This is a genomic window from Spiroplasma endosymbiont of Amphimallon solstitiale (assembly GCF_964030965.1).
GTDB lineage: Bacteria > Bacillota_I > Bacilli_A > Mycoplasmatales > VBWQ01 > Spiroplasma_E.
Genome location: NZ_OZ034999.1, coordinates 246,682 through 261,535, shown reverse-complemented (window position 1 = coordinate 261,535; position 14,854 = coordinate 246,682). Strand labels below are relative to the sequence as shown.

General features: G+C 24.1%; 22 protein-coding genes and 1 pseudogene. 3 read left to right on the top strand and 20 right to left on the bottom strand.

Annotated features, from left to right (window positions below; translation table 4 throughout):
• Positions 1–5: 5 nt before the first annotated feature.
• The 6 genes and pseudogenes from rpsS to rpsJ all read right to left on the bottom strand — a co-directional run.
• Complete coding sequence (gene rpsS / locus AAHH39_RS01585; RefSeq protein ID WP_174480930.1) at positions 6–278, bottom strand: 30S ribosomal protein S19; 273 nt, start codon at positions 276–278, stop codon at positions 6–8.
• Between the two features lie 14 nt (positions 279–292).
• Entirely contained in the window at positions 293–1,156 is an 864-nt protein-coding gene (rplB, locus tag AAHH39_RS01580) for a 50S ribosomal protein L2 (RefSeq protein ID WP_342218604.1), read from the bottom strand.
• 24 nt (positions 1,157–1,180) lie between these two features.
• Positions 1,181–1,474: a 50S ribosomal protein L23 gene (gene rplW / locus AAHH39_RS01575; RefSeq protein ID WP_252319250.1), complete on the bottom strand. Its 294-nt coding sequence runs from the start codon at positions 1,472–1,474 to the stop codon at positions 1,181–1,183.
• Between the two features lies 1 nt (position 1,475).
• A complete protein-coding gene (gene rplD, locus AAHH39_RS01570) occupies positions 1,476–2,105 on the bottom strand; it encodes a 50S ribosomal protein L4 (protein ID WP_281748516.1) in 630 nt (209 codons plus the stop codon).
• A gap of 23 nt (positions 2,106–2,128) precedes the next feature.
• Positions 2,129–2,821: a 50S ribosomal protein L3 gene (rplC, locus tag AAHH39_RS01565; protein WP_174480934.1), complete on the bottom strand. Its 693-nt coding sequence runs from the start codon at positions 2,819–2,821 to the stop codon at positions 2,129–2,131.
• A 115-nt stretch (positions 2,822–2,936) separates the two neighbouring features.
• Positions 2,937–3,239 (bottom strand): annotated as a pseudogene (rpsJ, locus tag AAHH39_RS01560) (30S ribosomal protein S10); the annotation flags it as partial.
• Positions 3,240–3,888: 649 nt separating this feature from the next.
• Here rpsJ and trmB point away from each other — a divergent pair.
• Positions 3,889–4,557: a tRNA (guanosine(46)-N7)-methyltransferase TrmB gene (gene trmB / locus AAHH39_RS01555; protein WP_338974160.1), complete on the top strand. Its 669-nt coding sequence runs from the start codon at positions 3,889–3,891 to the stop codon at positions 4,555–4,557.
• Between the two features lie 54 nt (positions 4,558–4,611).
• On the opposite strand, the gene AAHH39_RS01550 is transcribed toward trmB, so the two are convergent.
• From AAHH39_RS01550 to AAHH39_RS01540, 3 genes are all read right to left on the bottom strand, one after another.
• Positions 4,612–4,743: a hypothetical protein gene (locus tag AAHH39_RS01550; RefSeq protein WP_342218603.1), complete on the bottom strand. Its 132-nt coding sequence runs from the start codon at positions 4,741–4,743 to the stop codon at positions 4,612–4,614.
• 15 nt (positions 4,744–4,758) lie between these two features.
• Positions 4,759–5,571 carry an ETX/MTX2 family pore-forming toxin gene (locus tag AAHH39_RS01545; RefSeq protein ID WP_342218602.1) on the bottom strand — a complete coding sequence of 271 codons (813 nt, stop codon included), beginning with the start codon at positions 5,569–5,571 and terminating at the stop codon, positions 4,759–4,761.
• 201 nt (positions 5,572–5,772) lie between these two features.
• A complete protein-coding gene (locus tag AAHH39_RS01540) occupies positions 5,773–5,895 on the bottom strand; it encodes a hypothetical protein (protein ID WP_342218601.1) in 123 nt (40 codons plus the stop codon).
• A 388-nt stretch (positions 5,896–6,283) separates the two neighbouring features.
• Between AAHH39_RS01540 and AAHH39_RS01535 the strand changes: the two genes are divergently transcribed.
• Positions 6,284–7,339 carry a hypothetical protein gene (locus tag AAHH39_RS01535; protein WP_342218600.1) on the top strand — a complete coding sequence of 352 codons (1,056 nt, stop codon included), beginning with the start codon at positions 6,284–6,286 and terminating at the stop codon, positions 7,337–7,339.
• Positions 7,340–7,433: 94 nt separating this feature from the next.
• Here the strand turns inward: AAHH39_RS01535 and AAHH39_RS01530 are convergent, their stop codons facing one another.
• From AAHH39_RS01530 to AAHH39_RS01495, 8 genes are all read right to left on the bottom strand, one after another.
• On the bottom strand, positions 7,434–8,672 hold the full coding sequence (locus tag AAHH39_RS01530; protein ID WP_342219293.1) for an IS256 family transposase: 1,239 nt from the start codon (positions 8,670–8,672) through the stop codon (positions 7,434–7,436).
• 192 nt (positions 8,673–8,864) lie between these two features.
• Positions 8,865–10,124, bottom strand: coding sequence for a hypothetical protein (locus tag AAHH39_RS01525; protein ID WP_342218589.1), 1,260 nt, complete (start codon positions 10,122–10,124; stop codon positions 8,865–8,867).
• Between the two features lie 142 nt (positions 10,125–10,266).
• On the bottom strand, positions 10,267–10,680 hold the full coding sequence (locus AAHH39_RS01520) for a hypothetical protein (protein ID WP_342218468.1): 414 nt from the start codon (positions 10,678–10,680) through the stop codon (positions 10,267–10,269).
• A gap of 98 nt (positions 10,681–10,778) precedes the next feature.
• A complete protein-coding gene (locus tag AAHH39_RS01515; protein WP_342218599.1) occupies positions 10,779–11,699 on the bottom strand; it encodes a hypothetical protein in 921 nt (306 codons plus the stop codon).
• Between the two features lie 15 nt (positions 11,700–11,714).
• On the bottom strand, positions 11,715–11,927 hold the full coding sequence (locus tag AAHH39_RS01510; RefSeq protein ID WP_342218598.1) for a hypothetical protein: 213 nt from the start codon (positions 11,925–11,927) through the stop codon (positions 11,715–11,717).
• 270 nt (positions 11,928–12,197) lie between these two features.
• Positions 12,198–12,413 (bottom strand): hypothetical protein, encoded by a 216-nt coding sequence (locus AAHH39_RS01505; protein WP_342218590.1) that lies wholly within the window; start codon positions 12,411–12,413, stop codon positions 12,198–12,200.
• A 143-nt stretch (positions 12,414–12,556) separates the two neighbouring features.
• Positions 12,557–12,751, bottom strand: a complete 195-nt coding sequence (locus AAHH39_RS01500; protein ID WP_342218597.1) for a hypothetical protein — start codon at positions 12,749–12,751, stop codon at positions 12,557–12,559.
• Between the two features lie 124 nt (positions 12,752–12,875).
• Positions 12,876–13,010: a hypothetical protein gene (locus AAHH39_RS01495; RefSeq protein ID WP_342218596.1), complete on the bottom strand. Its 135-nt coding sequence runs from the start codon at positions 13,008–13,010 to the stop codon at positions 12,876–12,878.
• 301 nt (positions 13,011–13,311) lie between these two features.
• On the opposite strand from AAHH39_RS01495, the gene AAHH39_RS01490 reads away from it, so the two are divergent.
• Complete coding sequence (locus AAHH39_RS01490) at positions 13,312–13,452, top strand: hypothetical protein (RefSeq protein WP_342218595.1); 141 nt, start codon at positions 13,312–13,314, stop codon at positions 13,450–13,452.
• Between the two features lie 23 nt (positions 13,453–13,475).
• On the opposite strand, the gene AAHH39_RS01485 is transcribed toward AAHH39_RS01490, so the two are convergent.
• The 3 genes from AAHH39_RS01485 to AAHH39_RS01475 all read right to left on the bottom strand — a co-directional run bounded on the left by AAHH39_RS01485 (position 13,476) and on the right by AAHH39_RS01475 (position 14,804).
• Positions 13,476–13,988 (bottom strand): hypothetical protein, encoded by a 513-nt coding sequence (locus tag AAHH39_RS01485; RefSeq protein ID WP_342218594.1) that lies wholly within the window; start codon positions 13,986–13,988, stop codon positions 13,476–13,478.
• 142 nt (positions 13,989–14,130) lie between these two features.
• Complete coding sequence (locus AAHH39_RS01480) at positions 14,131–14,544, bottom strand: hypothetical protein (protein ID WP_342218468.1); 414 nt, start codon at positions 14,542–14,544, stop codon at positions 14,131–14,133.
• 98 nt (positions 14,545–14,642) lie between these two features.
• Complete coding sequence (locus AAHH39_RS01475) at positions 14,643–14,804, bottom strand: hypothetical protein (RefSeq protein ID WP_342218593.1); 162 nt, start codon at positions 14,802–14,804, stop codon at positions 14,643–14,645.
• Positions 14,805–14,854 lie beyond the last annotated feature (50 nt).

Genomic DNA, 14,854 nt, shown 5'->3' with positions numbered 1-14,854 from the left:
ATCTCCTAACGCTTTTTCTTGTCAGAACCGTGACCACCAAACTTACGTGTGGGTGCGAATTCTCCTAATTTATGACCAACCATATCTTCTGTTACATATACAGGTAAATGTGTTTTGCCATTATGTACACCGAATGTATGTCCAACAAATTGTGGGAAAATTGTTGAACGACGAGATCAAGTTTGAATAATTTTTTTTGATTTATTTTTATTTTGAGTTTCCACTTTGTTTAATAAATGACTATCAGCAAAGGGTCCTTTTTTTAAAGATCTTGACATATATTACTTTCCTCCTACTTTGTTGCATTTCTTCTTCGTACAATTAATTTATTTGATGCTTTTTTACTATCACGAGTTTTTAAACCTAATGCTTTTTTACCTCATGGTGTTACTGGAGCTTTTCTTCCGATTGGGGCTTTACCTTCTCCTCCACCATGTGGGTGATCATTTGGATTCATAACACTACCACGAACAGTAGGTCTAATTCCTTTTCAACGATTTCTTCCCGCTTTACCAATGTTTACTAAGTTATGATCATCATTTCCAACTGTACCAATTGTAGCTCGACAATTACTTAATACTTTTCTAACTTCACCTGATGTTAATTTTAATAATGTATACTTAGCTGTTTCATCACGACCAAGAATTTGAACACTACCACCAGCACTTCGTGCCATTTGTCCACCTTTACCTGGTTTTAATTCAACATTATGAACAACTGTTCCTTGTGGAATTTGTGATAATGGTAAACAGTTACCAACAGTAATATCAATTTTAACAGTATCACTGTTTTCACCACTTAATAACTTATCTCCTACTTTGGTTCCTTTTGGTGCTAAGATATAACGCTTTTCACCATCAAGATAAGAAATAAGACAAATGTTAGCATTACGATTTGGATCGTATTCAATTGTTTTAACTGTTCCAACTACATTGTCTTTGTTACGTTTAAAATCAATAACACGGTATTTAACCTTATGACCATTACCTTGATGTCTTACTGTAATTTTACCTTGATTATTTCTACCAGCTTGTTTAACTAAATTTACTAATAAAGATTTTTCAGGGCTATTACCAATAGTTAAGTTCTGTTTGTAATCCAGAACGGTCATATTACGTCTTCCTGCAGTAGTGGGATTAATTTTTCTAATTGCCATTGTTTTTTTCTCCTTCCAATCTCATTAGCTTTGTTCTTCAGAACTAAACAAACTTAATTGTTCACCAGGAGCTAATTTAATAAGAGCTTTTTTTACTGCCGATGTTTTTCCAACAAATCTACCAACAGTTTTAGTTTTTGGTTTACTATTAATAATATTAACGTCTGCTACTTTAACTTCAAAAATCTGTTCAAAGGCTTTTTTAACGTGACTTTTATTAGCTTTACGGTTAACAGTAAATGTATAGATACCTTCAGCCATTTGTTTATAAGTTTTCTCAGTTAATACTGGTTTTACTATAACTTCACTTAAATGCATATTAAATTAAAGCCTCCTCAACGATTTTAATTGCCTCAGTAGTAAACAATACTTTTTTAGCATTTAATAAATCGTAAATATTAATACTATTAGCAGCGATTGTTGTTGTTCTAGGTAAATTGCGACCTGATTTAATAACTGTTTCTTTATTGCTTATTCCTGAAACAATTAGTGTTTTATTGTTTGCTAATTCTAAAACTTTTAAAGTTTCTAACATAATTTTAGTTGAAGGTTTTTCAAAGTTTAATTCATCAATTACAACTATGTTTTTATTTTGGAATTTGGCAGCCAATGCTGATTTTATTGCCAATCTTCTTACTTTTTTTGGTAATCCAATTAAATAATTACGATCAGTATTTGGTCCAAAAACAATCCCCCCACCTTTTCATTGTGGTGAACGAATTGAGCCTTGACGCGCATTCCCTGTTCCTTTTTGTTTTCATGGTTTTCTACCACCGCCAGCAACTTCAGCACGACTTTTAACAGCGTGTGTTCCTTGACGTTTTGTAGCATTATAACTTAATAAACTATCAAACTGCGCTTGCTTGTGGGGTTCAATTCCTCAAATTTTTTCGTTTAAAGTTAATTCGCTAACTTTTGTTCCAGCGTTGTTAACAACATTAATTTTCATTTTGCTATCCTCCATAATTAACTTTATTGACCATCAGTAACTTCGGTTGTAGTATTTTGATTTCTAACAACTAATGATACTGGGGTTTTGAGAATTGGTTTTTTAACTGCTTGTTTAATAACAAGAAAGCCTTGTTTTGGTCCTGGAACTGAACCTTTTACTAAAAGATAATTATTTTCTTTATCTACTTTAATAACTTCTAAGTTAGCAACACTACGTTTAACATTTCCCATTTGCCCTGGCATTGGTTGTGATTTAAACACACGGTTAGCATTAATAGAACCTGTTGAACCCATTTGACGATGTAAACCTGATCCATGACCCATTGGACCACGTGATTGATTATGACGTTTAATGCGTCCTGTAAATCCTTTACCTTTAGAAGTTCCTTGGACATCAACGAATTCACCTGCTGTGAATACGTCAGCAACATTAATAAGATCTTTATGATTAAATCCGTTCATGTTACGAATTTCTTTCACGAAGCGCTTAGGTTGACTGTCGGCTTTTTTAAAGTGTCCGATTGTTGGTTTGTTTGATAAAGTAACGCGAAGATCGAACGTTGCAAGTTGTAAACTACTATATTTGTCTTTTACATTTGTTTTAACTTGACTTACTACATTTGGTTGTACTTCGATAATTGTTACTGGAACTAGTTGTCCGTTGTTTAAGAAAACTTGTGACATTCCTAGTTTCTTACCTAAGATTCCTTTCATAATTTCCTCCTTGGAATATGTTGTAAATAATTAATATTTATCGATTTTAATGATTTTTTTTATTAATCTTTTTTGATACTTGATTTAAAGTTGATTTTTTTTCATCTTTAGATTCGATTATCAAAGAAATACTAACACTATTAGGGATAGTAAGTCCACTTAGAGCATTTAAAGATTTTGGTGATAATTGTGCACCAATAATTCTTTTGTGAGTTCTCTTTTCAAATTGTTCACGTGAATCTTTATGTTTATGCGGTGAACGAAGAATAGTGAAAATTTCTTTATGAGTTGGTAATGGAATTGGACCTACCACTTCAGCACCTTCTTTTTTTAACACATCTTTAATTTTCTGTGCTATTTGGTCAATAGCTGAGTGATCATAACTTTCTAAACGAATTTTTACTTTATCTCCTATGATTGCCATTGGCTATATCCTCCTTAGAACGATTTTTAATAAAATAAAGAACAAAACATGTGATATAATGACAACTGATATCAGTGTATCAGAATTTATACATAACAATCACGCCTTGTAAGTATAACATAGTGTAATGGTAAAAGGGAATAGCAAAATACAAAAAAAACAAAAAAAATAATGGGTTTTTTGGTCATAATCTTTTAACTATTAATTTAGTTGTAAAAAATAAAGATTTTTATTAAAAAAATAATAAAATACCATTATTTTTCTTTAATTTTGTAGAAAAGTAATGATACATGATAAAGTGTTATTTTTAGAGAATTTTTACACTAAATAATGTTACTTTTAACAAATTTTTAATTAAAAATAATATTTTAAGTGTAAATTGATGAATAATTTTTGGTCATCCATACTTTTCTACATAATTAAAATTATTTTTTTATTATTTTCTTACTTTAAAAAAGTAAAAGGTAATATATAATTATAATATTTCACAAAATTTATTTAAATAAAAATATTACATGATATAAATATAATAATGAAATTCTTTTAGCAAAAGATATTTAAACTTCAATTTTGATATAATTCTAAAATTAGTAAGTTACACTTTTATAACAACTATGTTGATTAAATTAGAAAAGGAATTACAATGAGAGTAAGAAATAAGCCATGAGCAAAAGAATTTATTTTAACACATAATAATTTATGTATTAATGATCCCTATAATTACAAAGGGAAATGAAATAAAAAAATATTTCAAAATAAAAATCCAATCAATATTGAAATTGGAAGTGGCAAAGGAAATTTCATTATAAATCTTGCTAAACAAAATTCAAATCAAAATTATATTGCTATTGAAAAAAACATTTCTATTGTAACTATACTATTAAAAAAATTAATTGAAAATAAATTATGTAATTTAAAAATAATTATAGAAGATGCCATAAATTTAAAAGATTTTTTTGCCAATAATGAAATTAATAAAATTTATTTAAATTTTTCTGATCCATGACCTAAAAAAAGACATTTTAAAAGAAGATTAACATACCAAAAATTTTTAGAAATATACAAAAAAATTTTAATAAAAAATGGACAACTTCACTTTAAAACAGATAATAACAATTTATTTAATTATTCACTTTTGGAATTTCAAAAAAATAAATGAAATTTATTAGAATATACAATCAATCTACATCAAGATAATAATATAATAAAAAATGATGAAGCATTTATTAAAACTGAATATGAAGAAAAATTTATTAAACAAAATAAAAATATTAATTATTTATTAATACAAAAAAATAAAATTGAAGTTTAAACTTCAATTTTATTAAAAAAGTTAATGATTAACCAAGATTATATTCATATTAAACTATAAAGATTTTTCATCAAATGTTACATTTAATTTTCCACCCTGTGAATCTCAAGAAATAGGTAAATTTAAAAAAACAGTTTTTGGGTTATCAGGATTATCCTTTAATTTTGTAGAAAAGTAATGATACATGATAAAGTGTTATTTTTAGAGAATTTTTACACTAAATAATGTTACTTTTAACAAATTTTTAATTAAAAATAATATTTTAAGTGTAAATTGATGAATAATTTTTGGTCATCCATACTTTTCTACATAATTAAAAGGATTATCTGTTGAAATAATTGAATAAGTGTTAGAACCAATTTTAAGTTGTTCTTTATAACCGTTATCAACTAAAAGTTTAATCAAATCTTTAATAGTATAGTCACTTTTACTTCATTGACCGGTTTGTGATCAATAATATGAAGAACTAATAGTATCAGTTAAATTTACTGGATAACTAATTTTTCCTTCATTATGATACGTTCCTTGCTTAATAGTATATAAAACTGTTCCTATTGAATGTGATTTTAATTTAAATGATTGACTTGGATTAGTTAATGTTTCACTATCAGTAGTAGTTTTAGTTCCTTGTTGCTCTGAACCAAATTCAGCACTGGTTTCAACATCACTTTTACCAACTCAAGGAATTTTAAATTCAGCTTTAACTTTAACTCCAATTTTTTCTAATGTTTTTCAAGAAAAAGTATTAGTAATAGTTTTAGATTGTGATTGAGTTTGATAAATTTGTTCGGTATTAGAACTATTAGTATAAATGTCTTGAAAAGAATCTACTATATTTTCATCTTTAGCAACAGTCTTTATTGGTTTTAAAGTACCTTCTTTACCAGTAAAATATTTATCATATTCTTTTTGAATCAAATCCTTCATGGAAATTGGTATTTCATAATTACCATCTGCTACTCATCCATTTTTTGGAATAATTGTATTATTAATATCTTTAATAATATTTTCCATATTATCTGGTGGATATCAAGTAAGTCCATTCTTTTTTGTTTCGTGTTTTATAGAAGTATCTTTTAATTATGTAGAAAAGTATGGATGACCAAAAATTATTCATCAATTTACACTTAAAATATTATTTTTAATTAAAAATTTGTTAAAAGTAACATTATTTAGTGTAAAAATTCTCTAAAAATAACACTTTATCATGTATCATTACTTTTCTACAAAATTAAAGGAAGTATCAGCAGAAGTACAAGCAACTACATTTGTTACTGTTACTGTTGAAAATCCTAAAATAGACATTAATGATAATAATTTCTTCATATTTTTGATCATATATTATTTTCCTCCTAAATATTTATACACACATGTTTTGTGTGACCATCTTAATTAGCAAGACAAATAATGATTTAAAGATAAATGAATGATATACAATAAAATAGTTAAAGTCAAAAAAATTAATGAAATTATTTAAAATTAACATTATTTTTAACAAATTTTATTTTTTATTCTTATATAAATAAGTAATAATTAATTATTTAATTTATACAAAAACTTATAATATTGATAATAGTAATCTTATAAATAACATTAAAAGTAAATATTGTATAAAATATTTTATTAGAAAAGTAATATTTCTAATAAAATATTATTGATTTTATTTGAATTTATTATAAAGATTAAAAAGAAAAACAAATATTTTAAGTAATTAAGGAGAATACTAATGCCATTATCATTAATAACTGAAACCACACCTTTATTACCACTATCAAATAATACTAGCACATGAAGACAAACTATTAAAAATTGAACTAATGGATTTTACCAAGAAATTAAACATTTAGTTTCGGGGTCACTATGAATATCATCAGCTATTATTACAATTGCTAGTTTAAACATTATTAGCACTCAAGTAAATAGTAATGAGGATATAGATTTTAAAAAGGCATTTACTACTTTAATTAAATGAGAAGTACTTGGCAATACTACTGTTTCACTCTTTGTTTCATTTCTAAAGAAATGTTTAACAAATTTCGGTAATAGTCAATTAGAAAAAACTTTATTTTATAAAATATGAAATAAAATAAAAGATAAAGTATTTACTAATACTATTGAAACACCTAACCTTAATTTTGAGGAAATAAAAACTAAAATTAATGTTCTTGAAGCAAATAAAAATACATTAGCAACACAAATAAAAGAGTTTTCAAACTTATGTCAACAATTAGTTACAAAGTTTAAAACTCTTTTAAATAATAATACTGAAAATGATATTATATTAACCATTGAAGAAAACATTAATAACAATCTTAAAGCATATTCAATAATTACTAATGAATTAATAAAAATTATTGCTACTTTCGCAGTTTTCACTAGCGGAGTAGCTTTTGCTAGTTCTATAAGTATTATAAAAAACGATATAGCCAATGATTTACCTTTAAATCCAACATCCTTTGTTAAAACTTTTACTGCTCTTGAAACTATTATTGTGTCCTTTTTAGCATTAATAATTTTTAAATTAAAATTTAATCTATTTGAAAATGGATTAAAAAATATTAAACACTCATTATTATGACAATGCATCAAAAAAATTATTAATAAACCTACTATTAGTGAAGCCGATATTGAATTAGAATATGAAAAAATAACTGCTTTAAAAAGATGATATGATTTAAATTTTATTAAACTAGAATTTAATTTAAATGAAATACAAAAAATTTTAGAAATACAAACTTTAAATCCTAATAATAACTACAATAGCAATAGACTTACTGCATAACGTTTTTAAGTTTTAATGATAAATTATAAAATCCTGCAATTAAATTAAATCTTGAGGCTTTTTAGAAATCTGTGTATCTTTGTTTTACAAAGTACTAGTTCAGATTAATTCTGTCTTCAAATTTTATCATAAAATGAGCAATTGCTGTATTTCAATTTTGAATAGGCAATGTTCATTTTTTTGTTATATTTTCAATTGCTAAATAAAATATTTTAAAAACTGACATATCATTAGGAAAAGCTTTTTTGTTTCTAATAACTTTTCGTAATTGACTATTAACAGATTCAATAGCATTTGTTGTATAAATTACTCTTTTGATTTCTGCAGGATAACTAATAAAAATCATCAAATTTTCTCAATTTTTATATCAAGATTTAGCAATTTGGGGATATTGTTTATTTCATTTACTTTCAAATGATTCTAAAGCTTGCATTGCTTGTTCTTCACTACATGCACTATAAATTGGTTTTAAATCTGTAACTAGAGTTTTTCGATGTTTGTATGAAACATATTTTAAACTATTTCGAATTTGATGAACAATGCATAATTGATGTTCTGTTTTAGGATAAACTGCTTGTATTGCTTCTGACATGCCTGTTAAATTATCACTACAAGCAATCAAAATATCATTTAAGCCTCGATTTTTCATTTCTGTGAAATTAGCTAATCAAAATTTAGCACCTTCATTTTCACTAATTCATAAGCCTAAAACATCTTTTTTACCTTCTAAATCAACTCCTAATGCTATATAAACTGATTTATTAATAATCCGTTTATCTTGTCGAACTTTAACTACTATACAATCAAAATAAACAATCGGATAAACGCTTTCTAATGGTCGATTTTGTCATGCTTTGACATCATCAATAACATCATCAGTAATTTGACTAATAACACTTTCACTAATATCAGCACCATGATATAACTCTTGTAACTGCATTCTAATGTCAGATAGAGTCATACCTTTTGCATATAGTGAAAGCACTTGTTGATCAAAACCATCAAATCTTCGCTGTCTTTTTGCAACTATTACAGGAGTAAAATCACTATTGCGATCTCTTGGTACATCAATCTCAATTTTACCTTGTTGAGTTATTAATTTTTTTGAACTTGTACCATTACGAGCATTTTCAGTATTACTATGTTGATTTTTTTCATATCCTAAATAATTTTGCATTTCAGAATTCAACATTTTTTCAACTAAACGTTTTGTTAATTCTTTATATAAACCCCCTTCTTTAAAAACTGTTGTTAAATCTTCAGTATTTTCTAATAATAAATCTACTGCTTTTGATATTGGATCATTATTATTAATATTTTGTTTTTTAGCCATCTGTAACTCACTCTTTCTAGTCATTTAATTATATTTACTAGAATTAATTAAACATAGTTATTTTTGTAAGTTACACAGATTACTAAACATTGCCACAATTGCATATAATTACAATTATTTCTTGTCTATAATTTAAAAGAAATGTTTAAAAAGTAATTATATCCTCCGTTTTTGTTACCGTCCCGTTATTAATTATGTTGTTAATAAGCATTTTACTTTATTTCAGTTATGATTTGAAGTTGTTGATGGTAGTTGTTCTTGTTGGTTTACTGTATTGCGTATAGATGAATCAAAATTTTGATTATTTACTGATTCAATATTTGAATTTTGATTAATTGTTTCACTACTTATTAATTGGTCTGGATTTTTCTCTTTTCTATTATCCAATTCTTGTTTTAAAATATCATATTGTGTTTCTAATTTAATTTCTGTTTTATTACTGGTAAGATTTTTAATTATTGATTCGCGTTCTTTTTTAAGTTTTTCTTTTTGTTCTTTATTTTTAAAATATTTATTTGAAAATCATGATCAAACTTTTTTTGCAGTTGATGAAAAAAATTCTACCCCTCCTCTAAGGGCTGTAGCAATACCACCAATTACAAGGCTTATTATTAATAATGGTGGATGAATAAGATTAATAGCCACTACACCTAGGGGTATTATTAACCAAGTAATTATTCATGTAACTATTTCACTTTTATTTGGTTTTAATTTGAAACCTTGTTGTTGTTTTAAAAAGTCTTTAATTGGTACAAATTGAAAATTATTAATGTTATGGGTTGAAATGTCATTAATTAGTAAAATATCTTTTTTATAATCATTGATATTTTTATAATTCTTTATTTGTTTAACAACTTGTATATCACCATTTGTAAGGTGTTGAAAATATATTACCTCTTCATTAATTGAATTATCAATATGTTGAATGGTCGTTATAAAATAAACTTTGTTATTAATTGGTAAAATTTCTTCGTAAATTTTTTCAATTCTTGTCTTTTTTCTTTGTTTTTCATCATAAATTGTTACAGCATTATATTTAAACTTATTGAAATTCACATTGATTTGTTTTGATTGTTTTAATTCTTCAATTTGCTTTTTAAGTTGTTCAATTTCTTTGTCTTTTTCTTGAATTGTTCTTTGAGCTTGTATTAGTTGTTCTGCATTTGGTGTTGCTCAATTTAAGTAATTAGTTAGTTTTGTTCATGTATCAACATTTGTTTTTTGCATATTTTGGTTATCTATTAAACTAATACCAATTGGTTCTAAATTTTTTATATTATTTTCTAAGGAATCATCATTAAGTTGTTGATTATTATCAATCCTATATGTTTTTCCTCCATGTCTCTTGTTTTTGATTTCTTTCACAAAAATGTTTTCTTGTTTTAAAATATCTTCTATGGATTTATTTTCTAATAGAAAATTATATGTTTGTGATTTAGTTTTGTCAGTCATGTTAATATCTCCTTTTAAATATTAAAACCCATTTACTTTTAAAATAAAGTAATGGGTTAAAACTTATATATTGGATAACAGCTATATGTTATCAAATTTTGTGTATTTTACAATTAGTTAAGTTTTAACCAAAATTTAACTATTAATTGTCTATATTAATATTAAATATTTGGGTTTTGAAAGTTGCTAGTTTTCAGTTGTAAATTTTGATTTGTTCATCAACGAATTTTTTCATGCTTTCATTTGGAACTAAAAGTAAAACTTCGCATCCGTTTTTACAATAATGTCGTAATCCATCAAACTTTTGTCTCATTCGTTGTTTAGTTTTTCTAGTTCTTTCAAATTCAATAATCATGATTTTATTTTCATAGTGAACTAATAAGTCAGGATATCCTTTTTCTCGATAACTTTCTGCTTTTAGTTCTTTTTCTGTTTGATATGAAATAATGTCATTTTGTTGAGATAGTCATTTGATGAGTAAATCTTGATGAACTAACTCGTTGTAGTTAATTCTTTTAATTATGTAGAAAAGTATGGATGACCAAAAATTATTCATCAATTTACACTTAAAATATTATTTTTAATTAAAAATTTGTTAAAAGTAACATTATTTAGTGTAAAAATTCTCTAAAAATAACACTTTATCATGTATCATTACTTTTCTACAAAATTAAAGCAATAATCTAAAATTTTAAAAATTTTAATTTCATCTTTTTTAACATTTTTTAAAATTTCATCTTTATATTTTTCATAATAATTATATTCTAAATTAATAATATCTAAAAAATCAAATCCTGTTTTAGTTAAAAATTGCATTATTTTTCAATATTCTTTACTATTTGTAGTTAATTTTATTTCTTTGCCTAATATACTAGCAAAATTCTTAATTGCTCAAGGTTTTATTGAAACTTCTCATTTATTAATGATTAAAATTGGCATTGTTTTACCAATAATTTCAATACTACTATTACAAAAAGAAAATTTAACTGAATAATTTTTTAAAATTTCAAAATCAGTAAATGCTATCATTCCATCAAATTTATTTTTTCCAAAATTTGCTTCAACAAATGTTACTTCATAAAAAATTTTATCTTTTACAAAAAATGGTTTTATTTTTTTTATATAAAAACGTTTATCAAATCTAATTTTTAAATTATTTAATTTAGATTGCAAAATTTTTTCAGATATTTTTTCATAATACTCTTTAGAAGCAGTTTCTTTATTAATGGGAAACTTATTTAGATTATGAAGAACATTAATATTATAAGTTTGTTTTAAAAATTTTTTTATTTTAATCAAAAATTCATAATATTTCAACATCAATCTCTCTGAATTTTCTTCACCAACATTATAATGAGAAACTGAAATTTGTACATAATCATGAAATTGTCTTAAAAATTTTAATTTTCCTATGGATTTTATATACTTAATAGCGCAAGTTATATCATTATATTCCATTGGATTTATAGATACTTGTTTTTCAACAGAATATACTTTCAAAAATACAGCTTCAATAAAATTACGAAGACTAGCTAGAATATTTTCCTTTAATTTTGTAGAAAAGTAATGATACATGATAAAGTGTTATTTTTAGATAATTTTTACACTAAATAATGTTACTTTTAACAAATTTTTAATTAAAAATAATATTTTAAGTGTAAATTGATGAATAATTTTTGGTCATCCATACTTTTCTACATAATTAAAAATATTTTCTGATGAAAAACCTCTTTCTGGATTTGATTTATCAATATTTTTACAAATTAAATTATTTATTTGTTGAATATAATCGTCTATTATCATTTTTTCTTTTCCCTTTAATTTTGATTTTGAAAGATAAAACACTTGCAAGTGTTTTTATCGATGTTTAAGAATATGAATATAAAAAACCATTCATATTCTTAAATTCAACGTTTTATATTTGTTTAAACACTATATTATTATACATTGTTCCATGTTGTTTAAAAATAAGTATATGAAGAACTCATTGCAGAAATAATGTAAAATTATAGTAAGAAAACACAAAATTGTTAAGTAAACTGCACAATTGTGCAGTTTTGAAGTATTTAATATTTACATTTTTTGTGACTTACTACTAGAGCTTTGATTTTTACTTGTTGAAGCTTCATTGTTTATTTTTGATTTATCTTTTTCAAATCTAAGAGCATTAGCAACTCTTTCTCGTCTTTCTCTTTCGTTTTTTTCTCCTCAAGCTTTGTTTGTTTCTCTAGCTTCTTTGTTATGTTTATCTTTATCCGCTTGGCTTCATTCATTACATGATCTTCACATATTTTTCTCCTTTATTATTTTTATTGAATATTTTTTTATACACTTAAAATATTCAATAAAAGTATATATTTTTAAAACTAAAAATGTGTAAAAAATTAGTAAAAAATCACTATTTTTCAAAATAGTGATTTAGATGTTATTAATTATGTTGTTAATAAGCATTTTACTTTATTTCAGTTATGATTTGAAGTTGTTGATGGTAGTTGTTCTTGTTGGTTTACTGTATTGCGTATAGATGAATCAAAATTTTGATTATTTACTGATTCAATATTTGAATTTTGATTAATTGTTTCACTACTTATTAATTGGTCTGGATTTTTCTCTTTTCTATTATCCAATTCTTGTTTTAAAATATCATATTGTGTTTCTAATTTAATTTCTGTTTTATTACTGGTAAGATTTTTAATTATTGATTCGCGTTCTTTTTTAAGTTTTTCTTTTTGTTCTTTATTTTTAAAATATTTATTTGAAAATCATGATCAAACTTTTTTTTGCAGTTGATGAAAAAAATTCTACCCCTCCTCTAAGGGCTGTAGCAATACCACCAATTACAAGGCTTATTATTAATAATGGTGGATGAATAAGATTAATAGCCACTACACCTAGGGGTATTATTAACCAAGTAATTATTCATGTAACTATTTCACTTTTATTTGGTTTTAATTTGAAACCTTGTTGTTGTTTTAAAAAGTCTTTAATTGGTACAAATTGAAAATTATTAATGTTATGGGTTGAAATGTCATTAATTAGTAAAATATCTTTTTTATAATCATTGATATTTTTATAATTCTTTATTTGTTTAACAACTTGTATATCACCATTTGTAAGGTGTTGAAAATATATTACCTCTTCATTAATTGAATTATCAATATGTTGAATGGTCGTTATAAAATAAACTTTGTTATTAATTGGTAAAATTTCTTTTAATTATGTAGAAAAGTATGGATGACCAAAAATTATTCATCAATTTACACTTAAAATATTATTTTTAATTAAAAATTTGTTAAAAGTAACATTATTTAGTGTAAAAATTCTTTAAAAATAACACTTTATCATGTATAATTACTTTTCTACAAAATTAAAGAAAATTTCTTCGTAAATTTTTTCAATTCTTGTCTTTTTTCTTTGTTTTTCATCATAAATTGTTACAGCATTATATTTAAACTTATTGAAATTCACATTGATTTGTTTTGATTGTTTTAATTCTTCAATTTGCTTTTTAAGTTGTTCAATTTCTTTGTCTTTTTCTTGAATTGTTCTTTGAGCTTGTATTAGTTGTTCTGCATTTGGTGTTGCTCAATTTAAGTAATTAGTTAGTTTTGTTCATGTATCAACATTTGTTTTTTGCATATTTTGGTTATCTATTAAACTAATACCAATTGGTTCTAAATTTTTTATATTATTTTCTAAGGAATCATCATTAAGTTGTTGATTATTATCAATCCTATATGTTTTTCCTCCATGTCTCTTGTTTTTGATTTCTTTCACAAAAATGTTTTCTTGTTTTAAAATATCTTCTATGGATTTATTTTCTAATAGAAAATTATATGTTTGTGATTTAGTTTTGTCAGTCATGTTAATATCTCCTTTTAAATATTAAAACCCATTTACTTTTAAAATAAAGTAATGGGTTAAAACTTATATATTGGATAACAGCTATATGTTATCAAATTTTGTGTATTTTACAATTAGTTAAGTTTTAACCAAAATTTAACTATTAATTGTCTATATTAATATTAAATATTTGGGTTTTGAAAGTTGCTAGTTTTCAGTTGTAAATTTTGATTTGTTCATCAACGAATTTTTTCATGCTTTCATTTGGAACTAAAAGTAAAACTTCGCATCCGTTTTTACAATAATGTCGTAATCCATCAAACTTTTGTCTCATTCGTTGTTTAGTTTTTCTAGTTCTTTCAAATTCAATAATCATGATTTTATTTTCATAGTGAACTAATAAGTCAGGATATCCTTTTTCTCGATAACTTTCTGCTTTTAGTTCTTTTTCTGTTTGATATGAAATAATGTCATTTTGTTGAGATAGTCATTTGATGAGTAAATCTTGATGAACTAACTCGTTGTAGTTAATTCTTTTAATTATGTAGAAAAGTATGGATGACCAAAAATTATTCATCAATTTACACTTAAAATATTATTTTTAATTAAAAATTTGTTAAAAGTAACATTATTTAGTGTAAAAATTCTCTAAAAATAACACTTTATCATGTATCATTACTTTTCTACAAAATTAAAGCAATAATCTAAAATTTTAAAAATTTTAATTTCATCTTTTTTAACATTTTTTAAAATTTCATCTTTATATTTTTCATAATAATTATATTCTAAATTAATAATATCTAAAAAATCAAATCCTGTTTTAGTTAAAAATTGCATTATTTTTCAATATTCTTTACTATTTGTAGTTAATTTTATTTCTTTGCCTA